Genomic DNA, 25,137 nt, shown 5'->3' on the forward strand with positions numbered 1-25,137 from the left:
TCCGCTTTTTGTCATAATATTTTTTAATCAAAGTTTTAGTCGGCTAAAACGATAACTTTATTGTCTTTCATTTCAATGGTTCCAGAATTAATCTTTAATAACGTGGTGTCTTTGTCACCTTTGGTAAATTTATCCTGAACCTCTTCATCTAATTCAATAGCACCAAAAATTTTCACAACACCTTCTTTTAGCAAGGAGACAATAGGAGCGTGGTCCTTCAACATTTGGAATTCTCCATTAACCCCCGGTACGGCAACGCTTGTTACTTCTCCGCTAAATAAAGTCGCTTCTGGTGATACAATTTCTAAATACATAATTTTTTCAGTTTGCAGTCTGCAGTTTGCAGTTGCAGCCACTAAGGACTGGAGACTGATTACTGCAAACTAATTTTATGCCTCAGCTAACATTTTTTCTCCAGCTTCAATAGCATCTTCAATGGTTCCTTTTAAGTTGAAGGCTGCTTCTGGTAAGTGATCTAATTCACCATCCATAATCATATTAAAGCCTTTAATGGTGTCTTTAATATCAACCAATACACCTGGGATACCTGTAAACTGCTCAGCTACGTGGAAAGGCTGAGACAAGAAGCGTTGTACACGTCTTGCACGACCTACAGCTAACTTATCGTCTTCAGAAAGCTCTTCCATACCAAGAATCGCAATAATATCCTGCAATTCTTTGTAGCGTTGTAATAACTCTTTTACACGTTGCGCACAATTATAGTGGTCTGCGCCTAAAATATCGGCAGTTAAAATTCTTGAAGTGGAGTCTAATGGGTCTACTGCTGGATAAATACCAAGCTCGGCAATTTTACGAGATAATACCGTAGTTGCATCTAAGTGGGCAAAGGTTGTGGCAGGAGCAGGGTCTGTTAAGTCATCTGCGGGTACATAAACAGCCTGTACAGATGTAATAGATCCTTTTTTAGTTGACGTAATACGCTCTTGCATCGCACCCATTTCTGTTGCTAATGTAGGTTGGTAACCTACCGCAGAAGGCATACGGCCTAATAATGCAGATACCTCAGAACCAGCTTGTGTGAAACGGAAGATATTATCGACAAAGAACAATACGTCTTTTCCTTGTCCGTCACCAGCACCATCACGGAAATACTCAGCAATAGTCAATCCAGATAGGGCCACACGTGCACGAGCTCCTGGAGGCTCGTTCATCTGTCCGAATACAAACGTCGCCTTGGATTCTTTCATTTTAGACTTATCTACTTTAGATAAATCCCATCCGCCTTCTTCCATAGAGTGCATAAAATCTTCACCATAGCGGATAATTCCAGATTCCAACATTTCTCTTAAAAGGTCATTTCCTTCACGGGTTCTTTCACCCACACCAGCAAATACCGATAAACCACCGTGACCTTTAGCAATATTGTTAATTAACTCCTGAATCAATACTGTTTTACCTACCCCGGCACCACCAAACAAACCAATTTTACCACCTTTAGCGTAAGGCTCAATCAAATCGATTACTTTAATACCTGTAAATAAAACTTCGGTAGACGTTGACAAATCTTCAAATTTAGGAGCTGATCTGTGGATTGGTAAACCAGCTTCGCCAGCTTTAGGTAAATCACCTAGACCATCAATAGCATCTCCAATTACATTAAACAAACGTCCATAAACATCATCGCCAATAGGCATTTGAATAGGAGCACCAGTTGCTACAACTTCAGTTCCTCTACTTAAACCATCTGAAGAGTCCATGGCGATAGTACGAACAGTATCTTCACCAATGTGAGACTGTACTTCTAATACCAATACAGAACCATCAGGTCTTTTAATTTCTAATGAATCATAAATTTTTGGAAGCTCTGAACCAGCAGCGAATTCTACATCGATAACCGGACCTACTATCTGTGCAACTTTACCTGTAACTTTAGACATTACTTATCTGTTTAATATTATGCGATTTAATTGTTAGAAAACATGGTTTTGTTTTCGGCTGCAAATATATAGGTTTTAATTTAAAAAGAAAGTGGTTTTTTGAGCTTTTTTACAATAACAAAAACACCTTCAATCTGAAGGTGTTTTAGAATTATATTTTAAATATAAATTATTGTAAAGTATGTGAATAGTTAGTCGGGTAATCACCAATATTAATCATGTTTCCAGATTCGATAAAGTTCGATCCAAATTGAGCATCAATGGATTTCAGAAATTCATTAGCTAATAGTCCATACCCCCTTGCTGTTAAATGAATGCCATCCAATCCAATGGCTCCACCAGTAACTAAGTCTGATGTTAAGGTGAAATTACCAGATGTTAGGCCATCAGTTGAAAGTTTATATAAAAGGTCTTTTAAATTTACTAAAGCTAGATTTTCATTTGAGGCCACTATATTTTCAATCGTATTATTATAAGCATCTGTGGCGTCTTTTATTTCTTGCTGCTCTTCAGGTGTTAGCACCCATTGGTCTGCTAACGGTATGGCTACACCATTTACAGTTTGAGGATTGCCAGGGATGGCTTCAGTACCAATAAAGGTGCTAGCCGATAATACAATTAAATCTTCAGCAGTAGCTTGTCTGTATTTTGGAAGAGCTGCAAATGCAGGGTTTATAGCTCCCAAATCTGTTAAGTTTTCATCCTCAATTACAACAGCGTTTTGACCAGCTTGAAAAGTTATTGTCCTTTTTAATGCTTCCTCCTCGGTAAATAAACCTAATCCACTTAGAGCTGCTAAGGCTTGTTGAATTCCCCCATTATATAGTGCATAAGCTTGATTAAGTACAGCTGCAGTACCGGCGTCCAATGGAATTGGGTTATGGGGCACTGTTGTGAAGTGAGGTAAATCTTCTATATATGGAACATTGGTTACCACGCCTTTTGCCCCTCCTGATGTAAGCATATTAACTGCTGTAGTAAAAGCAAAATTAAAGGTTTGCGAATCAGTAACAGATTTGGAACTGTCACCTCCCCAAAAAGCATAATCTATAACGTCATTTCCACCCATAAGAGTGAGGGTAAAGAACGTAGGGTTTTGAGCTATTGCATCACCTATCATGGATGCAGTAGGATTTGAAGCCATTCTAACAAAATAAGGATTGGCCGTGGCTGGTGAAGAAAGTAATCCGGTTGGATTGCCATAGCCCTCAAATATCATATGAAAGCTTTTTGCACCAGGTACACCAATATTCTGAAATGGTCCAGAAAGAGTATTAAAGACCTCTGTAGTAGGTGTTGCAGGCAACCTTACAGGACCTACTCCATCAAAAAACAGTCTAGGTCCAAACGATGGGTTAGGAGCACCACCAAAAAGGAGGCCTCCGATATTATCATTCATCAGAGGTTGATTGAAAGTGCCCCCACCTGCTTTAGAAAATTCTTTTGCTAGCATATTGGTAAACGAGTTTTCCTGACCTGCTTTAAATAAAGCACCATCTGTGTATCCTGCAGTAAAAGAAGCCCCAACAGCCACATACTTTGAAAAATCTACGGAGCCTGATGATAAAACAGGCAATTCTGGAGAAGCAGTATCAATATTAAAGTCAGCAAGAACGTCTTCAGGGTCATTACAGGCAATAAGCCCAAAAAATAAAGCAATTAGCCATGTATATTTTGTGTTTATATTATTCTTTTTCATCTTATAAGTTGTTAATTGTCCATGATATATAATACATTGAACCTAAAAAGCCAGTACCATAAGCTGTATAATATTCTTTTCCGGTTAAGTTAGTGCCACCAACCTTAAATATTGATTTTAAGCTAGGCACTGTTAAGTTAATTTGCGCATCTAAGACATGAAATTCGGGTATTACGCCGTCGCCAAAAGTGGCTTCCCAGTAATAATCATCACTAAATCTGTAAGCAACATTAAATCCAAAATTTTTAAATAATTCTGTATTTCCAAATGAAGCCTTAAATTTATGCTCTGGTGTATTGAAATTGGTTACAAAATCTGGATATGTGTCTCTATCAAAATCTAATTTAGCATAGGTGTAGCTACCACTTAAATCAAAATCACCCAATAGTTTGACAGATAATCCAAGAGACGCTCCATATGAATTTACATCAGCTTCAGAATTCGTGTAAATACCATAATCTACATAGTCGTCATTTTTGATGGCTTCAATTGAATTACCATTGTCACCTACAATACCGTATAATGGTGCCACAACTCGATTTTGAGAAATAAAATCTTTGTAGCTATTGTAATAAGCACTAAAGTCTATTGTAAGATTGTTAATTTTTCCTCTATACCCAACCTCAGCAGAGGTTACTTGCTCAGGTTTTATTAGACTTGGATTTCCTATAGCTTCTGGATTATTCAGGATATCAATATTTCCAGTATCTTCATATTCTTGAACTGCGCTTCTAGTGTATGAATTGGTATAAGCTGCATTTCCAGTTTGCGTAATGGTGTCTGGTTGCCCAAGATCTTGTTTAGCTGTCTCACTAACATTGTATGGTCTAGAATACCTATCCAAATTGTTAGGGGCCGAACCAATTAAAATATATGAGCTCGTGTCTAAACCTATAAACAAATCTTGTGTGGTAGGGTTTCTAAAACCAGTTTGAACAGAGGTTCTAACATTATGATCTTTATTGATAGTTAAGCCAGCAGATAACCTTGGAGACAAAAAGCCATCAAAAAATTCCGATTTATCATAACGTACTGATCCAGTTAGTTTTAAGTTCAAAGCATCATTTAACTCAATATTTTTTTGAATTTGGGTATAGATTCCAAACTCTGAATATTCAATAGGATTATCAAAATCTGTGTAAATTGTTCCGGAAGAGTTTAACTTGTATTTTCTATAAGAACCTCCTACCTGAATTTCGGCCCAATCGATTAAGTGACTAAAGTTATAATTTGCATCTGAGTGATAATATTTGGATGCGTCCTGAAACTTAGATCCAGTTACTAAATTAGGGTCATTTATACTCCTATTGAAGGCAGCTTGATATTCAGGAGAACCGGGGAGATAACGACCTGATTCAGCTTTTGCTCTTGCAGCGGCATGCGCTTGAGCATCGGTAGCTCCTCCCAATGTTGCTCCAACATATGTGCTTATATAGTCGCCAAACCAATCTGCATCACTTTTCCAAGCCCTGTTAATTTGTACAGCTGTCACTACCATATCATATGAATCACCAGCTCTGTCAGAAACTACATATCCCCTAAAAAAGAAATTATTATTTTTCAATTCTAGTTTGTGCTGTTGTTGAAAGAAGCCATCAATATAATACCTGTTACTGCCTTGATAAATGGTGGAGCCTGTACCTACTTTGCCTACATACTGAATTTCAAAATCATTCGCCCATGGGCGGTAATATAAACCCCAATCAGATTTAATACTTTCAGCGTTATGATCGGTTAAATCAGCTTCATCATAACCAGTTCTGCTTACATAGACATCTGGAATAAGAGGTCTAAAAGCCGCAGGGGCTTCTGATCTTATATTAGCAGAGGCCAGGTCACCATAAACATTTACACCGTCATAATTTATGTTGTTTTCTCTGGTTCCTCCACTTGAGTTTTTATCTACTTTGCTATTAGCTGCCCAATCTGTCCCTTTTAAGTAGCCAAAGTTAACTTTGACAGCAAATTTGTCATTAAACTTGTGCGCAGCCCTTAAACTATAGTCAAAATATTCATTGTCTCCTGCAGCTTTTTGAGATGTGATACCTCTTTTAAGAGATGCGCTAATACCATGGTGGTCAAAAGGGTTTTTACTGCGCATAAATAAAATTCCATTAAAGGCATTCGCACCATATAATGCTGATGAGGCTCCAGGCAACAATTCAACACTTTGCACATCGGTTTCTATCATGCCCACTAGATTCCCAATTGGAAAGTTTAGGGCAGGTGTAGAGTTGTCCATGCCATCAACCAGTTGCATAAAGCGGTTGTTGGCAAAGGTGGCAAAACCTCTGGTGTTTACCGATCTAAAAGTTAAACTGTTGGTGTTTACATCAACACCTTTTAAATTTTCAAGGCCTCCATAGAAATCGGTAGAAGCCGTAGTTTTAATATCTTTTATGCCTAAGCGTTCTACCGTAACGGGCGATTCAAAAATACGCTCAGGAGTTCGAGAGGCAGAGATTACCACTTCATCTAATGAGGTCCCTTCCTTTAAAATAAAGTTAAGGGTTTGATTGTTTGAAGTCACTTCAACGATTGCTGTTTCAAAGCCAACGCTACTGGCTTGAACTGAGAATGGTGGATTTTGACTGTAGCTTAACGCAAAGTTGCCATCAAAATCGGTGACGGTTCCAGTAGCAGTTCCAATAACAAGTATGTTTGCGCCAGGTATAGGTTGACCACTATCATCAACCACTGAACCACTAATTTTAGTTTGTGAAAATGTTATACCACTAAGAAATAACATTAAGATTGGGAGGAGTGTTTTCATTGGACCAATAATTAAAGTATGGATTATATCCAGTTTAAGTGTTAAAAATATGAAAAATTATGCGTGCATATTAAAAAGTGACAAAAATATTGTTAAAAATGTGTGCTTTTAATAATTGTTCGTTAAGGATTTAATATCTAACTTTTAACAAAACTAGAGTTGTTCATTTTAAATACTATCCGAAAAATTATTTGAAAGATAAATTGGGATACTTTTTGGGACTGTTTTAGCTGTTTTCATAAGTCATTTTAAATTATTCCACAGTAACAGATTTTGCTAAATTTCTTGGCTGGTCTACGTTTTTGCCTAACAATACAGCAATATGATATGATAAAAGTTGAAGCGGGATTGTTGTAATAAGTGGCGAAAATAGCTCTGAGCTTTCTGGAATTTCAATAATGTGATCCGCCAATGCTCTAACTTGTGTGTCACCTTTGGTAACTATGGCTATAATTTTACCTTTACGTGATTTAATTTCCTGAATATTACTTACTACTTTTTCATAATGTCCCTTTTTTGTAGCAATAACCACAACGGGCATGTTTTCATCGATAAGGGCAATAGGGCCATGTTTCATTTCGGCAGCAGGATAACCTTCGGCATGGATATATGAAATTTCTTTTAGTTTTAGGGCACCTTCTAATGCTACAGGAAAATTATATCCTCTTCCTAAATACAAACAATTCCTAGAGTTTTTATAGGTGTCAGCTATCATTTGTATAGGTGCATCCAATTTAAGGGTTTGTTCAACTTTATTAGGAATTCTTTCAAGTTCTAAAAGGAGTTCTAAAAATTCTAAATCGGTAATAGAGCCTTTTGCCTTGGCTAAACGAAGGGCTATAAGTGTTAGTACCGTAATTTGAGTAGTAAAGGCTTTGGTAGATGCTACTCCTATTTCTGGACCGGCGTGAGTGTAAGCCCCGGCATGGGTTTCTCTTGCTATTGATGAACCTACTACATTACACACACCAAAAACAAAAGCACCTTGAGACTTGGCTAGTTTAATGGCTGCAAGAGTATCGGCAGTTTCTCCCGACTGGGATATTGCAATAACCACATCACTTGCTGTTATTATGGGGTTTCGATATCTGAATTCTGAAGCATATTCAACCTCAACAGGTATCCTGGCCAAATCCTCAAAAATATATTCAGCAACAAGGCCAGCGTGCCAAGATGTTCCACAAGCGACTATAATTATACGATTAGCATTTAGGATTTTATCTAGGTTATCATCAATACCAGACATTTTTATAATTTCTTGATCAATATTTAACCGGCCCCGGTAAGTGTCATTAATGGCTTTAGGTTGCTCATGTATTTCTTTTAGCATAAAATGATCATATCCTCCTTTTTCAATTTGTTCTAAGCTAATTTTAAGCTCCTGAACGTATGGATCGACAAGAGAATCATCTATAATTTTTCTGATTTTTATGTCTTTATACTGTCTTATAATGGCCATTTCTTCATCTTCGAGATAAATGGCATTTTTAGTGTATTCTATAAAAGGAGAGGCATCACTGGCAATAAAATATTCGTTTTCCCCAACACCAACGGCCAATGGGCTTCCTAAACGTGCGATAACAATTTCATTGGGTTGTGTTTTGTCAAATACAGCTATTGCATAAGCACCGACTATTTGATTAAGTGCAATTTGGACCGCTTTGCCAAGCTTCACATGTTCTTTTTGTTTAACGTCTTCTATTAGATTGACAAGAACTTCGGTGTCGGTTTGTGATTTAAAAGTATAGCCTCTTGTAATTAACTCCTGTTTTAATGATTCATAATTTTCGATGATACCATTGTGAATAATCACTAGATTACCAGAATTGGAAATATGAGGATGCGAATTAATATCGTTTGGAATACCATGTGTTGCCCAACGTGTATGACCAAGGCCAATGTAACCTTTTGGGTTTATTTCTTGATTTACTCGATTTTCTAAATCTGCTACTTTTCCTTTGGTTTTTGAGACTTTTAAATTAACGCCATCAAATAATGCAATTCCAGCACTATCGTAACCACGGTATTCTAATCGTTTAAGACCTTCTGTTATAATGGGATAAGCTTCCCTATTTCCTAAGTATCCTACAATGCCACACATAAATATTAGGTTCTAGTTGTTTGAGAAAGCAAATATGCAAAATAAATACCTATAAACGCAAAAATAATATCAATATTATCTTTAAGCCGATTTATTATGAATAAAAAACCCCAAGGCATTCCTTGGGGTTTTATTTGGGTATTTGTATGTATACTTAATGTTTAAGAAACCTTATTCTGGTTCGGAAAAATAAATTTCTAACTTTATTTTTTTATCATCAACAGTATTGCTTCCAAATAAAACTGTTCCTCTTGAGGTTAGAAGTGTTGCTGCAGGGATATTCGAGACATCATCTGTGGTGCTCAAAATTTTAGCATTACTCGTATAATTCACATTATTGGATATTGTCAGCCCTAATTTAGTATTGGTAGAATCTTTAAACACTAAGTTTTTTATGTGCTCTGTAATACGAATTTTATAACCAATTGTTAGGGGACTTGTTGATAATGTATCCCTTTTACCTAGATGTACAATTTTTGATGATACAGGGGAAACCGTGTTTTCTGAAGGATCAAAACTGTAATCTATTAATGGTATGTTGTTTTTTACATCGTAGACATAAAGCCTGTCATAAGTATGGTCGTCTCCAACAGTTAAGGATTGGTCTTCAAGTATAACCAAATGAGCTTCATTAATTAGTCTTGTAGGATTGCTGCCATCTCTAAATTCATTTCTCAAATCTATTAAGGCATCAGGGACATCCTGATTAGGGTCGTAAGTGTAATTGTTACCAAATAAATCAATAAGTGCCATAGAACCAGCAGTACCTTTTAAATAAAGTGTTTGGTCTCCCTCGGAGTTGTTACCATCGACCAATAGTGCAGGGGCAATACTATAATCGTTTGTTAGCGTGTTAAGTTTTATACCATTAAAATTAAAAGCATAAGTAGCCTGAACTCTTGGATCACCATCTGTAATGGGGTCTTTGGTGTAATAAATGGTAATTGTAGCATTGGATGATGCCAAGTTTAAAAGTGTCATACTGCCAAGATCATCTTTAGGCTCTGCTTTAATGTATAGGCCTCTAAAATAGTTTTTAAAATTATTGACGTTGCTAAGTTCACTGCCGTCTTGCTTAGCAAAAATATGGTCTTCCCAAAATGTATTGTCAGGGTTGTATAAATCAATTCTTAAAGCAGGAGCAGCGTAAGAAAGAGAGGCGTCTTCCCCTTCACCGGTTAATGTAACAATGGGGTTGCTAGACGTAATAAATGCACTGTCTACAGCTATTAGCTGATCCTTATAGGAGTCAAAATTAACTTCACTGTTTTCTGTAACAATAAAGTTTTCAGCATTATTGGGGGTGTTTTCAGCAAAAGAAAAATAACTTTGCGTTTCTTGGTTTTGAGTATTTGGATTAAAATCCCTTAAAAAATAATTGTTACGATAAATAGATAAAATTATTTTGTCGTCACCATATAAAGAATCTTGTTCATTAATAACATATTTAGTATTCCCATCATCGTCGACACCATCCTCTCTACTAAAATAAGGAATGTTTAGTATAACAGAATCTATTACTGGATTGTTGCCAAAATCAGGGTTGTAGAAAGTAGGTGTAATTTGTGATACAATACTAGCAGTTGTTTGTCCATAAACGGGATCGTTATAAACACCCAATAGATTGGCATTTAGTCCATTAACCTGAACATTTTTTAATTTTTTATTATAAGCAAGTAATGCTTCTATATTAATCTTGTTACTATTAAAATTAGCATTATCCTTGCCTAGCACATCACTATCTATAGAGCTAAAGTCTTTGTCGCAAGCAATAAAGGATGTAATAATAAATACAAGAATGTATAAGGGGTTTAGGGCTTTATATGTTTTTTTCATATGATTTTTACGAATTTTTCGGGTCTAGCTTACAACTTCAGCATTAAGGAAAGTTGTGTAAGCCTCACCAAACTCATCTCTACTTTTGTGTTCCAGTATAGGTTTATTCGAATCTTTTAGGTAAGTATCCAAGGTATCTGGAATGGTTTCAGAACCAACTATCAACGCATCTGAATAGTCTATAGCTATCTTCATTAAGTTATTATAGGTGGGTTCTTCAAGTGGTTTGATGGCATTGTCATCAATATTGTCAAATTTAATCTTGTCAAACATGTCTTTGTTTAACGTATCATCAAAACTTTGATTATATATTGAAGTCACAATTTTACTTTCATTAAATAAAGGTTCGTCTTTATAGTACTCCTTTAAATATAAAGGTAATAAAGAGGCCAGCCAACCATGAACATGAATAACATCTGGAGACCAGTTTAATTTTTTAACGGTTTCTATAACACCTTTGGCAAAGAAAATGGCACGTTCGTCATTATCAGAAAATAATTTCCCGTCTTCGTCTGTCAATGTGGCCTTTCTTTTAAAATATTCATCATTATCAATAAAATAAACCTGTATACGCTCTTTAGGAATGGAAGCTACCTTTATAATAAGAGGCATGTCCAAATCATTGATTACCAAATTTATTCCAGAAAGTCTAATTACCTCGTGTAACTGATGTCTTCTTTCATTAATATTACCATATCTGGGCATAAAAATTCGAATTTGTCCACCTTGCTGGTTCACTAGCCTTGGGGCTTCAAACGACATTGAAGAAATTTCGGTTTCGGGTAAATAAGGTACTACTTCAGATGATACATACAATATCCTCTTATCTTTCATAAACAGTTCGCTTTTGAAGATTCAAAATAAAAAACACGCAAAAGTACAAAAATTTATGCAGATTGGCTGTAAAATCTTAAGTTTGCACGCGTTAATTTTTTATTAAAAGTGCAGGTTTATCAAGAAAAAAAACAAATTAAGGCTGAAATAGAACAGCTCAAATCCAAACAGATTACTATTGGTTTTGTTCCAACCATGGGTGCGTTGCACCAAGGGCATTTGACTTTGGTTAAAGAAGCCTTGGGAAATAATGACAAAGTAGTGGTAAGCATTTTTGTTAATCCAACACAATTTAATAATACCACAGATTTAGAAAAATATCCAAGAACTTTGAATAGTGATGTTGTATTACTTGAAACCGTAAGCAAGAATGATATTTTGGTATATGCTCCAACGGTAGAAGATATTTATGAGGGTAACACAGTATCTCAAAATTTCGATTTTGATGGTTTGGAACAAGAGATGGAAGGTAAATTTAGACCAGGCCATTTTAATGGTGTTGGTACAGTTGTTAAACGATTATTTGAGATTGTAAAACCTGATAAGGCCTATTTTGGAAAAAAGGATTTTCAGCAATTGGCAATCATAAAAAAAATGGTTGATAAATATCAAATTCCGGTGAATATCGTTGGCTGTAAAATACATCGGGAAACAAATGGTTTGGCAATGAGTTCCCGTAATACTAGATTAACCAAAGAACAAAAAGAAGCAGCGCCTTTTATTTATAAAGCTTTAATAACTGCCAAAAGACAATTTGGCACAAAAAGTGCTAATAAAGTGATACATTGGGTTGGGAAACAGTTTGCTAACCATGAGGTGTTGAAATTGGAGTATTTTATTATAGCAGACGCAGAGACCTTAAAGCCAATAAAAAGAAAATCAAATAAAAAAGCATACAGAGCCTTTATAGCTGTATTTGCAGATGATATTAGACTAATAGATAATATCGCACTAAATTAATTATCTTTGCCACATGCAAATTCAAGTAGTAAAATCTAAGATTCATAGAGTTAAATGTACTGGAGCAGACCTTAATTACATTGGTAGTATTACTATTGATGAGGACTTAATGGATGCTGCAAACATTGTACAAGGAGAGAAAGTCCAGATAGTTAATAACGATAATGGGGAACGTCTTGAAACCTATGTTATTCCCGGACCAAGAAAGAGTGGAGAAATAACGCTTAACGGTGCGGCTGCGAGAAAGGTTTCAGTAGGTGACACCTTAATCTTAATAACTTACGCTATTATGGATTTTGAAGTAGCCAAAACGTTTAAACCTTCTTTGGTTTTTCCTGATGAAGCTACTAACCTACTAAAATAAATGTTTAAAGATGCTAGGGTAATGACCAACCTAGTGTTACAAATATTTTACTTGTACGGGTTTAAAATCATGAAATATCCATGATTAAATTTTAATCACATAGCGGTATGATAATTTGTATGTTCTATGTGACCATAAAAAAATAGGTGTTAACACATGAAACTGACCATAAAAAAAATACTTAAGATTATGCTCCCATTATTACTGGGAGTTTTTTTGGTCTGGTATTCTCTAAATGACGTTCCGTTATCTAAAATATTGGAGTATTGGAAAGCTTCCGATAAAAACTGGATTTTGTTGGGGGTTTTTCTTGGTCTACTTAGTCATTTGTCGCGAGCGTATCGGTGGCGTTTTCAATTAGAGCCAATGGGTTACCATGTTAAACTAGGTAATAGTATTATGGCGGTATTTGCCACCTATTTAATTAATTATACTATTCCTAGGGCAGGTGAAGTGGCTAGGGCCTCTATTTTAACCAACTATGAAGACGTACCTTTTGAAAAAGGTTTTGGTACCATTGTGGCCGAACGTATAGCTGATTTGTTGGTAATGTTTGGAATTATCATCATAACACTGTTTTTGCAATTCGACTTTATTTATACTTTCCTAATGGAAAGGTTTAATCCCGAAAAAATTATAATGGCCCTAGGATTAACAATAATTGTTCTTTTGTTTTTCACATTATATGTAAGAAAAAGTGATTCTAAAGTTGCATTAAAAATCAAGCACTTTACAAGTGGTTTGGTCGAAGGAGCACTAAGTATTTTTAAAATGAAAAAAAAGTGGGCATTCATTTTCCATACCTTATTTATATGGGGGATGTATGTGCTTATGTTTTATGTTACCTCATTTGCAGTTCCAGAATTGTATGGTGTGCCTTTTGGAGCAATTTTAATCGGTTTTATATCAGCTAGTTTTAGTATTGCTGCTACTAATGGCGGTATAGGATTATATCCTCTGGCCGTCTATGGAGCCTTTGCGATCTTCGGAATTGATAAAGACCCCAGTTACGCATTTGGTTGGATTATGTGGGCATCACAAACTTTTATGATTATTTTATTGGGAGGGGTGTCCTTAATTTATCTTCCTGTTTTTAATAGAAAACAGTCTTAAGTAAAACCAAGACTTCTTTTTTTAAACTAGTCTTAATTTCTTACCTTGCTCCTATAATCTCAAATCATGTATAAGGATGAATCGATCTATCTTTTATGTTTTAATATTTTTTTTTGTATTTAGTACTGCACATGCCCAAGTCACTTATGAAACCATAGAATCTTCAAGGTTGGGGGAATCCCGTCAGCTTAAAATACAGTTGCCTCGAGGCTATAAGAATAATGAGGATAAAGCCTATCCCATTTTTATTGTGTTGGATGGGGATTATTTGTTTGAAGCGGTTGCGGGAAATGTTGATTATTATTCCTATTGGGAAGACATGCCCGAAGCTATAGTTGTTGGGGTAAACCAGTTGGATAATCGTTATGACGATTGCATGTACTCTGAACAAAACTCACTGCCCATTGAAACCGGGGCTGCGTTTTTCGAATTTATTGGTATGGAGCTCTTGCCCTATATTGAAAATAAATACCGAACGGTTAATTTTAGGGTAGCTGTTGGACATGGCGAAACCGCCAATTTTATTAATTATTACCTGTTGAAACCACAACCTTTGTTTCAGGCCTATGTGGTGGTTAGTCCAGAGTTGGCACCAAATATGTTAGATTATGTACCCGAGCGCTTGAGTAAACTGGAATCTAAAACCTTTTATTATTTGGCTAACACCAAAAACGATTCCAAATCCATCAAGGACATGACCCAAGCATTGGATGCCAGTATAAAGTCCATTGAAAATAAAAATATATTCTATAGATTTGATAGTTTTGAAAACCCCTCACACTATTCGGTGCCAGCGCACGCGATCCCACGAGCGTTGGAAAGCATCTTTTTTGTGTACCAACCCATTTCCAAAAAAGAATACCAAGACACCATACTTAAGTTAGACGAATCGCCAGTAGCCTATCTCCAAGAGAAATATCAAACCATTAGCGATTTGTTTGCCATAGACAAACAAATATTAATTAACGATTTTAAAGCTGTAGCTGCTGCTATTGAAAAAAATGAGCAGTTCGAGTATTACGAAGAATTGGGCAAAATAGCCCGAAAACACTATCCAGAAACTATGTTGGGCAATTACTATTTGGCTCGATTTTATGAAGAAACAGGGGAGCCCAAAAAGGCGATGCGTACCTATCAGTCAGCTTACATCTTAGAGGAAATAGCAGGGATAACAAAAGATTTGGTGTTGGAGAAGTCAGACGCTATTAAGGCAGATTTTGGGTATTGAATTGTGTTATAGCTATTAGGGCGTTATTTATTGGTAAACATTTAAAAATTTTCAATAGCTAATGAGCAACGAATCTTTGAAAGAAAAATTAGAAGAATTCATAAAACTATTTGAGACTGAAACAGAGGAGGTTAAAGGTCAGGTAAATTATAACTCGACACTAAATATTGGAAATCAGTTATTAAAATTTCATTATAATAGAGAATCCGAAAAATATAAAGCTCTAATTGCTGAATATATTGACAAATTAAAAACGACTGATTTACCAACAGGAAAAATAACCCAATTGGAATTATACAATAAATATATTCTTAAAGCTGGACGGTATTTAATATATGAAAGAGATTTTAGGCATGTAGGAACGAACAAAATAAAATATATCATATTCGGAATTTTTCTAGACTTTTTGATTTACTATTTTTTCAAATTAAAACTTCCATTCTATTTGCCAGTTTTTACTCTAATTTTCACTTTTCTGGGGAATAGAAGAACAAAAAAAATGATAGCTAACAAAAAAGCCTTTGGTCGGGGATATTAAAAAAGCATTTGACAATAATTTGTGAAAGATGCAAATTAGATTTTATCAAGGATAAACATAATTCCGTATAATTATTAACCAACAACAACTAACAAAATAAATGTCAAAAATAAAAACCGCTTTTTTCTGTCAGAGTTGTGGCACGCAATATGCCAAATGGCAAGGGCAGTGCAATGCTTGCAAAGCATGGAATACCATTGTAGAGGAGCTCATTCAAAAGCCTGAAAAAAGCGATTGGAAATCGTCAACAGCACAAGTAAAAAGAGTGGCAGTTCCTTTAAGAATTAATGAGATTGATACCTCAAAAGAACCCCGACTGGATACGTTTGATGCTGAATTCAATCGAGTTTTGGGCGGTGGTATTGTGCCAGGATCCTTAACCTTGTTGGGTGGTGAGCCAGGCATTGGGAAAAGTACCTTGCTACTTCAAATTGCTTTAAAACTACCTTATAAAACCTTATATGTTTCAGGTGAGGAAAGCCAGAAACAAATAAAAATGCGGGCAGAGCGTATCCATTCAAGTAATACCAATTGCTACATTTTAACCGAAACAAAAACACAACATATTTTTAGGCAAATAGAGGAGTTAGAACCCGATATTGTGGTTATCGATTCCATTCAAACCTTGCATAGCGACTATATAGAATCCTCTTCGGGAAGCATTTCACAAATTAAGGAGTGTACCACTGAGCTCATAAAATTTGCAAAGGAAACGGCAACACCAGTGTTGTTAATTGGTCATATTACTAAAGATGGGAATATAGCGGGACCTAAAATTTTGGAGCATATGGTCGATACCGTCTTGCAATTTGAAGGCGATCGTAACCATGTGTTCCGTATTTTAAGGGCACATAAAAACCGTTTTGGTTCTACCAACGAATTGGGCATTTACGAAATGCAGGGATCTGGATTACGGGAGGTATCCAATCCGTCAGAGCTTTTAATTTCCAAAAAAGATGAAGAGTTGTCGGGTAATGCCATTGCGGCAACCTTGGAAGGAATGCGTCCACTTATGATAGAAGTTCAGGCCTTGGTAAGTACTGCAGTTTATGGCACGCCACAACGTTCGGCAACCGGCTTTAATGCCAAGCGCTTGAATATGCTTCTGGCTGTTTTAGAAAAACGGGCAGGCTTTCGTTTGGGTGCAAAAGATGTGTTTTTAAACATAACAGGGGGTATTACGGTAGATGATCCTGCGATAGATTTAGCAGTGGTGGCAGCGATATTATCATCTAATGAAGACGAGCCGCTTCAAAAAGATATTTGCTTTGCTGCCGAGGTGGGATTGTCGGGGGAAATTCGCCCGGTACAACGTGTGGAACAACGTATCCTTGAAGCTGAAAAATTAGGTTTTTCAACCATTTTTGTATCCAAATACAATAAAATTTCCCTGAAAAACACGAAAATCAAAATCCAATTGGTTTCCAAAATTGAGGATTTGGCGGATTTTATTGTTTGACACTTATTAGTGTCACCCTGAACTCGTTTCAGGGTCTCTAGGAAAGCTTTAATATGGATGCTGAAACAAGTTCAGCATGACAATGGATATAAAGTGGTTTTCCATACTGTCTATTTTATCAAAAATCCTTATTTTCGCGCATCGAAAAGAAATATGATATAATGAGCGCTAAATTTCCTGAATATAAAGGACTTGACCTTCCAAAAGTGGCCCAAGAGATTCTAAGCTATTGGCAGGATAATAACATATTTGAGAAAAGTATAACCTCACGTGAAGGACAGGAGTCGTACGTATTTTTTGAAGGCCCACCATCTGCAAATGGATTGCCAGGGATTCACCACGTTATGGCGCGTGCTATTAAAGATATTTTTTGTCGTTATAAAACCCAAAAAGGCTTTCAGGTAAAACGTAAAGCAGGCTGGGATACACATGGGTTACCTATTGAACTTGGTGTTGAGAAAGAACTTGGTATTACTAAAGAGGATATAGGAAAAACCATTTCGGTTGAGGATTATAATGCCGCTTGTCGTAAAGCTGTGATGCGTTACACCGATATTTGGAACGATCTTACCCAAAAAATGGGCTATTGGGTAGATATGGACAATCCGTACATTACTTACGAGCCTAAGTACATGGAAAGTGTTTGGTGGTTGTTAAAGCAGATTTACAACAAAAAACTTTTGTACAAAGGCTACACCATTCAGCCCTATTCGCCAAAGGCAGGAACGGGGTTAAGCTCGCATGAGTTGAATCAGCCAGGAACCTATCAGGATGTGACCGATACCACGGTGGTGGCCCAATTTAAAGCCATTTCGGACACTTTACCTAGTTTTTTACAAAATGAAGGTGATATCCATTTTTTAGCTTGGACGACTACACCTTGGACCTTACCAAGTAATACGGCATTGACTATTGGACCTAAAATTGATTATGTACTGGTTAAGACCTTCAATCAATATACTTTTGAACCAATAAATGTGATACTTGCCAAGAAATTGGTGAATTACCAATTTTCAGGAAAGTTTAATCAGGTAGAAGATGCATCTGAATTGTTAGGGTATAATTCAAACGATAAAAAAATCCCGTTTTATGTCTTAAAAGAGTTTCTTGGAAAGGACTTGGTAGGCATCAAATACGAACAGTTATTGCCTTATGCACTGCCTAACGATAATCCTGAACATGCATTTCGGGTGATTTCTGGAGATTTCGTAACTACCGAAGATGGTACAGGAATTGTACACACTGCACCTACCTTTGGTGCCGACGATGCCTTGGTAGCCAAGCAAGCCGTGCCAGAAGTGCCGGCTATGTTGGTAAAAGATGAGAATGGTAATTTAGTGCCATTGGTGGATTTACAAGGTAAGTTTAGACCAGAAATGGGAGAGTTTGCTGGTAAGTATGTGAAGAATGAATATTACAATGACGGTGAAGCACCAGAACGTTCGGTTGATGTTGAGCTTGCCATCAAGCTAAAAGAAGAAAACAAAGCCTTTAAGGTTGAGAAATACAAACACAGCTATCCGAACTGTTGGCGAACTGATAAGCCAATCTTATACTATCCGCTAGATTCATGGTTTATTAAAGTCACAGATGTAAGGGATCGTATGTTTGAACTGAATGAAACCATCAACTGGAAGCCAAAAGCGACAGGAACAGGACGATTTGGTAACTGGTTAGCCAATGCCAATGATTGGAACTTATCACGCTCAAGATATTGGGGTATTCCATTACCTATTTGGAGAACCGAAGATGGTAAAGAAGTCAAATGTATTGGTTCTGTAGAAGAGTTAAAGGCTGAAATGGCAAAAGCTGTGGGAGCAGGTGTTTTAGACAAGGACATTTTTGGAGATTTTGAAGCTGGTAACATGTCTGATGAGAACTATGCCAAAATAGATTTACATAAAAACATAGTCGATCAAATTGTTCTGGTGTCCGATAGTGGCCAGCCTATGAAAAGGGAAAGTGACTTGATAGATGTTTGGTTCGATTCTGGCTCCATGCCCTATGCTCAATGGCACTATCCGTTCGAAAACAAAGAGCTGATTGATAAAGGAACTACTTATCCGGCCAACTTCATTGCTGAAGGCGTCGATCAAACCCGTGGGTGGTTCTATACACTTCATGCCATAGGTACTATGGTGTTCGACTCCGTGGCCTATAAAAATGTAGTGTCCAACGGATTGGTATTGGATAAAAGCGGACAAAAAATGTCCAAGCGTTTGGGTAATGCCGTCGATCCGTTTGAAACATTGGGTAATTATGGGGCAGATGCTACGCGCTGGTATATGATTTCAAACGCCAATCCGTGGGATAACTTAAAGTTTGATATAGAAGGTGTTGAGGAAGTAAAGCGTAAATTCTTTGGAACGCTTTACAATACCTATTCGTTCTTTGCACTGTATACCAATTTGGATAAATTCAATTACAGTGAAGCCGATATTGCTATAGAAGAACGCCCTGAATTAGATCGTTGGATCCTTTCAGAATTACATACCTTAATCCAAAAGGTTGATGCTTTTTATGCCGATTATGAGCCAACTAAGGCAGCACGGGCCATTTCAGATTTTACCCAAGATTATTTGAGTAACTGGTATGTACGTTTAAGTAGAAGACGATTTTGGAAAGGCGATTACCAACAGGATAAAATTTCGGCCTATCAAACGCTTTATACCTGTATGGTTACCATAGCGAAACTAGGTGCGCCAATAGCACCATTCTTCATGGATAGGCTATACCTAGATTTAAACGCCGTAACCAAAAAGGAACCGTTTGAAAGTGTGCATTTGGCGCATTTCCCAACTTACAATGCTGCTTATGTAGATAAGCCTTTGGAACGTAAAATGGAAAGCGCCCAAACAATATCTTCGTTGGTATTGTCGTTAAGGGCTAAAGAAAAGATTAAGGTACGCCAACCGCTTCAAAAAATCATGATTCCTATTGATAGCAAACAGCAAAAGGAAGAAATTGCAGCGGTTTCAAACTTAATAAAGCATGAAGTGAATGTTAAGGAAATTGAACTCCTTGAAGATGCTTCAGACATTTTGGTGAAACAAATAAAGCCAAACTTTAAAGTGCTTGGCCCACGATTTGGAAAGGATATGAAGGCCATTGCCAATGCCGTAATTAACTTTACTGCAGAAGATATTAACAAAATAGAACAAAATGGCAGGTTAGATGTTGCCATTAATGGAAAAAATATTACATTAGAACGCACAGATGTAGAAATTACATCGCAAGATATTGAAGGTTGGTTAGTGGCGAACGAAGGTTCTTTAACGGTAGCTTTAGATGTGACCATTACAGACGAATTGCGTAAAGAAGGCATTGCTAGGGAATTGGTTAATCGTATTCAAAACTTACGAAAAGATTCAGGTTTTGAAGTAACCGATAGAATTGATGTGATGCTTCAAAAAGACGAGCAAATCGTTAATGCAGTTGAAACTAACATCGATTATATTAAAACAGAAACATTAACTGAAGAATTAGAAATTAGAGAGACTATAAATGAAGGTATTGAAGTTGCTTTTGATGATGTAAATACCAAATTATTTATTCAAAAACATTAGAAATTATGTCAGAAAGTGTAAGATATTCAGATAAAGATTTGGCTGAATTTAAAGCCTTAATTCAGGATAAAATAAAAAAGGCGCAGCACGATTTAGAACTTATTAAGAGTGCTTATATGAACGACCACAATAATGGTACAGATGATACATCGCCTACTTTTAAAGCTTTTGATGAAGGCAGTGAAGTAATGAGTAAGGAGTCGAATTCACAATTGGCCATTCGTCAAGAAAAGTTTATTCGCGATTTAAAGAATGCTTTGATTAGAATAGAGAATAAAACCTATGGAGTGTGTCGTGTTACTGGAAAGCTTATTAATAAGGAGCGTTTAAAATTAGTGCCACATGCCACCTTAAGCATTGAAGCTAAAAACATGCAATAGTTTTTTTAAAATGATATATTTCCTCTGTAAAAAAACTTAAATTTTATTCATATTATAATACAAAATTTAAGTTTACATTGGTAACCACTTTGTTAGCACATAATTTTTTTAATTTATTATATGTCATTTTTCAAATTAAAAAAATCATGTACTTTTGAAACGTCTCTTTGTTGAGGCGTTTTTTATTTGTCATTCCTGTCTGGTTGCTGAGCAAAGTCGAAGTGAAAGCGGGAATCTACTTTTCAAGCGTTTTTTGTATGTCACTAAAAAAATCCATTATAATCATTTTCATCATTTTATTGGTCGACCAAATCAGTAAAATATATGTAAAGACCCATTTTATAATAGGGGAAGATGTGCCCGTTTTTAACTGGTTTAAAATTTATTTTATAGAAAATGACGGTATGGCATGGGGAACAAAAATTAGTGATTTTGTTTCTTTTATTTCAGATAGAACAGCAAAAATTGTATTGTCACTATTTCGTGTTGTGGCCATATTTGGTATTGGGTATTGGTTATGCAGTGCCATAAAAAAGCAAAGTCCTAAAGTGCTTATACTGGCCATCGCTTTTATTTTTTCTGGAGCCTTAGGTAATATTATAGATTCTGTTTTTTATGGGGTCTTCTTTAGTGATAGTCATGGTCAAGTAGCTAGCTTTTTTCCGCAAACAGGTGGTTACGATACCCTATTTCATGGTAAGGTTGTAGATATGCTCTATTTTCCATTGTATAAAGGTTATTTACCAGAATGGTTACCATTTTATGGAGGGCAATTTTTTACCTTTTTTGAGCCTGTCTTTAATATTGCCGATGTAGCTATTAGCACAGGCTTTGTTATGCTTATTGTGTTCAATAAGAAGGCGTTTTCAAAAAAGTAACCCAAATCTTTATTTAGTAAGTATTTTTTTACCTCATTTATGTTTGTTAATTTTAATTTTCAATAAGATGTGTATAAAAATTCTTAGTTAATGAAAATTAAAATTTCTTTCCTGATAATCATAGCATTTGTCAATTTTTGCTTTTCACAAAACACTTTTGATATTATTTTTCCAAAAACCGATGTGGAGCGCAATCAAAAGTGCCAACGTTGTGTCCAAATGTTTCAACAAAAGCCTAAGGAAGTTTATTTTTCAATTGAACGTGAGCGGAACAACCTCTATTTTAAAATAACAGATAAGAACTGGTTTCTTAACTTTTTTAAAAATCCAACAGATGGCATGGCGATTGATGTTATTGATAAAAACCGGTATGATTGTGCTAATGATACTATTGTAAATGAGCAAATAAGGGGCATGCTGCTTAAGCCTATTTATGCACAAAGGCTTAAAAGCGGATTGAAGGAAGACGGCGATGCTTATTTTAGGGTTTTTGTTGGTAAGCTGCCGGATACCTATTTAAAAAGGGAATTAGAATACAACATTCTTTTCCTTAATAATAAAACCTTCTGCCGCTACCAAACCATTTACAATTTGGAATCTTATCCTTGGGAGTTGTTGGATATGGGCATGTATCTCGATTCTTTAACTTTTAGTACAAAAAAGATAACCACCGTTAAGGAAGGCTATGTTTTAAAGCAAAAAACTTTGGTGTTTACAATCCCGTTTAAAAAAAATAAGGCCGATTATTCTCCTGAAGATATTAAACCTTTGTATGATTCTTTAAGGTTAACCGATTTTAATATCAAAACCATAACCATCCGCGCCTATGCTTCGGTGGAGGGAACTTTGGAGCGAAACAAAGAGCTGCAAACCAAACGAGCTGCCAGTATAGCTAAAGCGCTTCAATCATTTCAAGAGCCTACAGTAGTGACAAATATTCAGGCAAGTGAAAACTGGGTGGAATTTTTAAATGATATTTCAGAATCCAAGTATTCTTACATAAAAAAATTGAATAAGGCTGAAATCAAAAACCGTTTAGCCAGCGGTCTTTCAGAAGAATTAGAACCCTATTTGAAAAACCATCGAAAAGCGGTTATAAAATTAGAATTAGAACGGAAAGATAATTATAAGGATATCTCTGAAGAAGCATTGATTCTGCGATTCAATAAAGCTTTAAATGAAGATGAATTGGAACAAGCTACAGAAATTCAAAATGCCATTTTTGAAAGAATTAGACGCAATAATATTTCGCCAGATTTATTACATAAAATGAATATTCCAAAACAAGAGCGCTTTGTTAAGATATTCAATAAAAATTCGGCATTTCGTTTTATGAAGGATATCCGTGAGGGCCTCATTGTTCATAATGAATTGAAGGAATTGGAAAAATTGGCGCCTAAAGACCCCAAACTAAAATATAATATCGTGGCGACAACCTTTCCCATTTGGCGTTACAATTGGATGAAAATTAATGAATTGGATTTTGAAAAGCAGATAAAGAATCTAAGAAATTATGGTATCCATGCATCTTTGATAGATAGAATGCTTGTAAATTTCCACATTGTGAAAGCTGAAAAATATATGCGGAAAAGAAATTATGGAGCTAAAGATAAATCGATTGATTTCATAAAAGCACATTACAACAATTTCCCGTTATCAGATTTTGATTATCTCAGTCTAGCTCAATTTTTAACCTATTATTCAAAATCGGAAGATGCAGTAGGTTTACTTAGTGCTAAAGCACGTAGTATTGATATTAATGTGGATTTGCTCTTTTATTATTTAAACCTCACATTGGTCGACAAAGCATTAACCAAAGACGAAGATTACAGAACAATTATGCTGAATGCTATCAACATGAACAAGGAAAGATATTGTAAATTGTTTAACAATAAAGAAAAAGGGGGCGTAACATTTCAATTATTGGAAAATGAATATTTAAGAAAGACCTATTGTGAAAACTGTAATGATTAAAATCTATAGATCGTTTCAGGCGTTACACAATAATCCAGCTTAATATCATTTTCATAAATGTCTTCAATCAGATCTTCAGCTTTAAAAAAGGAAAGGCCTACTTTTAAGGTGTTTGGTTTACAGTTAATTAAAAAATTATCATAAAACCCTTTTCCGTAACCAACTCGATGGCCATTCTTATCGAAAGCTAAAAGCGGGACAAAAACAACATCTATTTTTTTGTTGTCAATTTCAATCCCATCAATAGGTTCTGGAATACCCCAGGAATTTTTACTAAGTACTGTGTTATCAGTTAGTAAATAATTAGTAAGTGTATTGGTTTTAAAATTACTTTTAGAAACTACAATATTTTTATCTTTTCCAGAGAGAATATTTAAAATATAATCAGTATTGATTTCCTTGTGCTCTATAATAGAAAGAAAAATATGGTAAAAAGAATAGTCCCAAATAGGTAGTTTTAAAAGTTGGTTCGCGATGGCTAAACTAAAATCTTCTATATCGTTTGGAGTTAAATTATGGCGATAAGTTTTATATTTTTTTCTTAACTCAGCTTTAGTCATGTATTATCGTTTTAGTTTGGTGGTAATATGAAAAAGGGCATCACCTTGGTAAACTATAGGAGATTCGTTAATGTTAATTATATAACCAGAATTTAAAGCCCTAACAAAAAAATTAAACTTACCGTAGGGGTCAGTTATATTACCAATAATATCTTCCTTTTTAACTTTTGAACCAATTGCAACAGACGTCTTAAACATGCCTGAATATTTCGCGCGTTGCCACTTACTCTCGGTTATAAAAATACAGTCCTTTTTAGGTTTTGTAGATTTAAAAACTGTTTTTAGCATACCTAAATGTTTTAAAATACGTTTTGAACCGTTTACCCCAGAATTAGTAATTGTCTCATCAATATGAAACGATTTACCGCCTTCGAAAAGTAACATAGGTTTACCCAATTTGTTGCATGTTGCTCTAAATGATTTTGATAAATTTTTGGAGTATAGGACAAAAGGTGCTCCAAAAATTTTAGCCAATATTTCGAGATCTTTTTTGTCTTTAGAGCATCTAAGCTGAGGAGCATTGAACCTCCCCGAGCCACCCGTATGGAAATCAATAATTAAATCGGCATGGGGGACAACGTCATTAATTAGTTTAAAAGCCACCCTACTGGCCAAAGATCCATTTGGACTACCTGGAAAAACCCGATTTAGGTCACGGCCATCGGGAAATTCTCGCTTTAAATTAATGAATCCAAAAATATTAATGATGGGCATACATATGATAGTGCCAATTTTAGGTTTGTTAATGCCTTTAGCAATAAGTTGACGTATAATTTCAACCCCATTAACTTCGTCGCCATGAATACCAGCTGTAAACAATACAGTAGGACCAGGTTTCTTGGAGCGCTCAATAATAACAGGGACGTTTACAGGTGATGAGGTGTGTAGGTTGGCAACACTAAAATTCACTTCTTTACTTTCTCCGGGCTTTATGCTTTCGTTAAGTATAAAAAGTAGATTACTTTCTGTGCTCATA

19 protein-coding genes are annotated in these 25,137 nt (G+C 35.7%); 10 read left to right on the top strand and 9 right to left on the bottom strand.

Annotation, left to right across the window (positions count from 1 at the left end; translation table 11 throughout):
- Positions 1 to 35: 35 nt before the first annotated feature.
- From MR053_RS03995 to MR053_RS04025, 7 genes are all read right to left on the bottom strand, one after another.
- The gene (locus MR053_RS03995; protein WP_242131160.1) at positions 36 to 314 is read right to left on the bottom strand and encodes a F0F1 ATP synthase subunit epsilon; all 279 of its coding nucleotides are present in this window, start codon (positions 312 to 314) and stop codon (positions 36 to 38) included.
- A 75-nt stretch (positions 315 to 389) separates the two neighbouring features.
- Complete coding sequence (atpD, locus tag MR053_RS04000) at positions 390 to 1,898, bottom strand: F0F1 ATP synthase subunit beta (RefSeq protein WP_223549810.1); 1,509 nt, start codon at positions 1,896 to 1,898, stop codon at positions 390 to 392.
- 169 nt (positions 1,899 to 2,067) lie between these two features.
- Positions 2,068 to 3,597 carry an SGNH/GDSL hydrolase family protein gene (locus MR053_RS04005; protein WP_242131161.1) on the bottom strand — a complete coding sequence of 510 codons (1,530 nt, stop codon included), beginning with the start codon at positions 3,595 to 3,597 and terminating at the stop codon, positions 2,068 to 2,070.
- A 1-nt stretch (position 3,598) separates the two neighbouring features.
- Positions 3,599 to 6,370, bottom strand: coding sequence for a TonB-dependent receptor (locus MR053_RS04010; RefSeq protein WP_242131162.1), 2,772 nt, complete (start codon positions 6,368 to 6,370; stop codon positions 3,599 to 3,601).
- Positions 6,371 to 6,623: 253 nt separating this feature from the next.
- Positions 6,624 to 8,471, bottom strand: a complete 1,848-nt coding sequence (gene glmS, locus MR053_RS04015; protein ID WP_242131163.1) for a glutamine--fructose-6-phosphate transaminase (isomerizing) — start codon at positions 8,469 to 8,471, stop codon at positions 6,624 to 6,626.
- Between the two features lie 171 nt (positions 8,472 to 8,642).
- Complete coding sequence (locus MR053_RS04020) at positions 8,643 to 10,307, bottom strand: DUF4270 domain-containing protein (protein WP_242131164.1); 1,665 nt, start codon at positions 10,305 to 10,307, stop codon at positions 8,643 to 8,645.
- A gap of 24 nt (positions 10,308 to 10,331) precedes the next feature.
- Positions 10,332 to 11,141 (bottom strand): glycogen/starch synthase, encoded by an 810-nt coding sequence (locus MR053_RS04025; RefSeq protein WP_242131165.1) that lies wholly within the window; start codon positions 11,139 to 11,141, stop codon positions 10,332 to 10,334.
- Positions 11,142 to 11,249: 108 nt separating this feature from the next.
- Between MR053_RS04025 and panC the strand changes: the two genes are divergently transcribed.
- The 10 genes from panC to MR053_RS04075 all read left to right on the top strand — a co-directional run bounded on the left by panC (position 11,250) and on the right by MR053_RS04075 (position 23,601).
- A complete protein-coding gene (gene panC, locus MR053_RS04030) occupies positions 11,250 to 12,101 on the top strand; it encodes a pantoate--beta-alanine ligase (protein WP_242131166.1) in 852 nt (283 codons plus the stop codon).
- Positions 12,102 to 12,114: 13 nt separating this feature from the next.
- On the top strand, positions 12,115 to 12,465 hold the full coding sequence (gene panD, locus MR053_RS04035; protein ID WP_242131167.1) for an aspartate 1-decarboxylase: 351 nt from the start codon (positions 12,115 to 12,117) through the stop codon (positions 12,463 to 12,465).
- Between the two features lie 156 nt (positions 12,466 to 12,621).
- Positions 12,622 to 13,578, top strand: coding sequence for a lysylphosphatidylglycerol synthase transmembrane domain-containing protein (locus MR053_RS04040; protein ID WP_242131168.1), 957 nt, complete (start codon positions 12,622 to 12,624; stop codon positions 13,576 to 13,578).
- A gap of 76 nt (positions 13,579 to 13,654) precedes the next feature.
- The gene (locus MR053_RS04045; RefSeq protein WP_242131169.1) at positions 13,655 to 14,806 is read left to right on the top strand and encodes an alpha/beta hydrolase; all 1,152 of its coding nucleotides are present in this window, start codon (positions 13,655 to 13,657) and stop codon (positions 14,804 to 14,806) included.
- A gap of 61 nt (positions 14,807 to 14,867) precedes the next feature.
- A complete protein-coding gene (locus tag MR053_RS04050) occupies positions 14,868 to 15,344 on the top strand; it encodes a hypothetical protein (protein WP_242131170.1) in 477 nt (158 codons plus the stop codon).
- A 100-nt stretch (positions 15,345 to 15,444) separates the two neighbouring features.
- Positions 15,445 to 16,803: a DNA repair protein RadA gene (radA, locus tag MR053_RS04055; protein ID WP_242131171.1), complete on the top strand. Its 1,359-nt coding sequence runs from the start codon at positions 15,445 to 15,447 to the stop codon at positions 16,801 to 16,803.
- Between the two features lie 161 nt (positions 16,804 to 16,964).
- Positions 16,965 to 20,369, top strand: coding sequence for an isoleucine--tRNA ligase (gene ileS, locus MR053_RS04060; protein WP_242131172.1), 3,405 nt, complete (start codon positions 16,965 to 16,967; stop codon positions 20,367 to 20,369).
- A 5-nt stretch (positions 20,370 to 20,374) separates the two neighbouring features.
- Positions 20,375 to 20,749 carry a TraR/DksA family transcriptional regulator gene (locus MR053_RS04065; protein WP_223549784.1) on the top strand — a complete coding sequence of 125 codons (375 nt, stop codon included), beginning with the start codon at positions 20,375 to 20,377 and terminating at the stop codon, positions 20,747 to 20,749.
- A gap of 257 nt (positions 20,750 to 21,006) precedes the next feature.
- Positions 21,007 to 21,627 (top strand): lipoprotein signal peptidase, encoded by a 621-nt coding sequence (locus MR053_RS04070; RefSeq protein ID WP_242131173.1) that lies wholly within the window; start codon positions 21,007 to 21,009, stop codon positions 21,625 to 21,627.
- 90 nt (positions 21,628 to 21,717) lie between these two features.
- A complete protein-coding gene (locus MR053_RS04075; protein WP_242131174.1) occupies positions 21,718 to 23,601 on the top strand; it encodes an OmpA family protein in 1,884 nt (627 codons plus the stop codon).
- Here the strand turns inward: MR053_RS04075 and MR053_RS04080 are convergent.
- Complete coding sequence (locus MR053_RS04080; protein WP_242131175.1) at positions 23,598 to 24,161, bottom strand: 5-formyltetrahydrofolate cyclo-ligase; 564 nt, start codon at positions 24,159 to 24,161, stop codon at positions 23,598 to 23,600. The genes MR053_RS04075 and MR053_RS04080 overlap by 4 nt on opposite strands.
- 3 nt (positions 24,162 to 24,164) lie before the next feature.
- Positions 24,165 to 25,136, bottom strand: coding sequence for a succinylglutamate desuccinylase/aspartoacylase family protein (locus MR053_RS04085; RefSeq protein WP_242131176.1), 972 nt, complete (start codon positions 25,134 to 25,136; stop codon positions 24,165 to 24,167).
- Between the last annotated feature and the right edge of the window lies 1 nt (position 25,137).

Origin of the sequence: Aestuariivivens marinum (genome assembly GCF_022662175.1) — a bacterium.
Lineage (GTDB): Bacteria > Bacteroidota > Bacteroidia > Flavobacteriales > Flavobacteriaceae > Aestuariivivens > Aestuariivivens marinum.

What these genes read in the sequence shown, in the direction of transcription:
- MR053_RS03995 (WP_242131160.1), bottom strand. Translation starts at nt 314, where the DNA reads ATGTATTTAGAAATTGTATCACCAGAAGCGACTTTATTTAGCGGAGAA.
- atpD (WP_223549810.1), bottom strand. Translation starts at nt 1,898, where the DNA reads ATGTCTAAAGTTACAGGTAAAGTTGCACAGATAGTAGGTCCGGTTATC.
- MR053_RS04005 (WP_242131161.1), bottom strand. Translation starts at nt 3,597, where the DNA reads ATGAAAAAGAATAATATAAACACAAAATATACATGGCTAATTGCTTTA.
- MR053_RS04010 (WP_242131162.1), bottom strand. Translation starts at nt 6,370, where the DNA reads ATGAAAACACTCCTCCCAATCTTAATGTTATTTCTTAGTGGTATAACA.
- glmS (WP_242131163.1), bottom strand. Translation starts at nt 8,471, where the DNA reads ATGTGTGGCATTGTAGGATACTTAGGAAATAGGGAAGCTTATCCCATT.
- MR053_RS04020 (WP_242131164.1), bottom strand. Translation starts at nt 10,307, where the DNA reads ATGAAAAAAACATATAAAGCCCTAAACCCCTTATACATTCTTGTATTT.
- MR053_RS04025 (WP_242131165.1), bottom strand. Translation starts at nt 11,141, where the DNA reads ATGAAAGATAAGAGGATATTGTATGTATCATCTGAAGTAGTACCTTAT.
- panD (WP_242131167.1), top strand. Translation starts at nt 12,115, where the DNA reads ATGCAAATTCAAGTAGTAAAATCTAAGATTCATAGAGTTAAATGTACT.
- MR053_RS04040 (WP_242131168.1), top strand. Translation starts at nt 12,622, where the DNA reads ATGAAACTGACCATAAAAAAAATACTTAAGATTATGCTCCCATTATTA.
- MR053_RS04045 (WP_242131169.1), top strand. Translation starts at nt 13,655, where the DNA reads ATGAATCGATCTATCTTTTATGTTTTAATATTTTTTTTTGTATTTAGT.
- MR053_RS04050 (WP_242131170.1), top strand. Translation starts at nt 14,868, where the DNA reads ATGAGCAACGAATCTTTGAAAGAAAAATTAGAAGAATTCATAAAACTA.
- radA (WP_242131171.1), top strand. Translation starts at nt 15,445, where the DNA reads ATGTCAAAAATAAAAACCGCTTTTTTCTGTCAGAGTTGTGGCACGCAA.
- ileS (WP_242131172.1), top strand. Translation starts at nt 16,965, where the DNA reads ATGAGCGCTAAATTTCCTGAATATAAAGGACTTGACCTTCCAAAAGTG.
- MR053_RS04065 (WP_223549784.1), top strand. Translation starts at nt 20,375, where the DNA reads ATGTCAGAAAGTGTAAGATATTCAGATAAAGATTTGGCTGAATTTAAA.
- MR053_RS04070 (WP_242131173.1), top strand. Translation starts at nt 21,007, where the DNA reads ATGTCACTAAAAAAATCCATTATAATCATTTTCATCATTTTATTGGTC.
- MR053_RS04075 (WP_242131174.1), top strand. Translation starts at nt 21,718, where the DNA reads ATGAAAATTAAAATTTCTTTCCTGATAATCATAGCATTTGTCAATTTT.
- MR053_RS04080 (WP_242131175.1), bottom strand. Translation starts at nt 24,161, where the DNA reads ATGACTAAAGCTGAGTTAAGAAAAAAATATAAAACTTATCGCCATAAT.
- MR053_RS04085 (WP_242131176.1), bottom strand. Translation starts at nt 25,136, where the DNA reads ATGAGCACAGAAAGTAATCTACTTTTTATACTTAACGAAAGCATAAAG.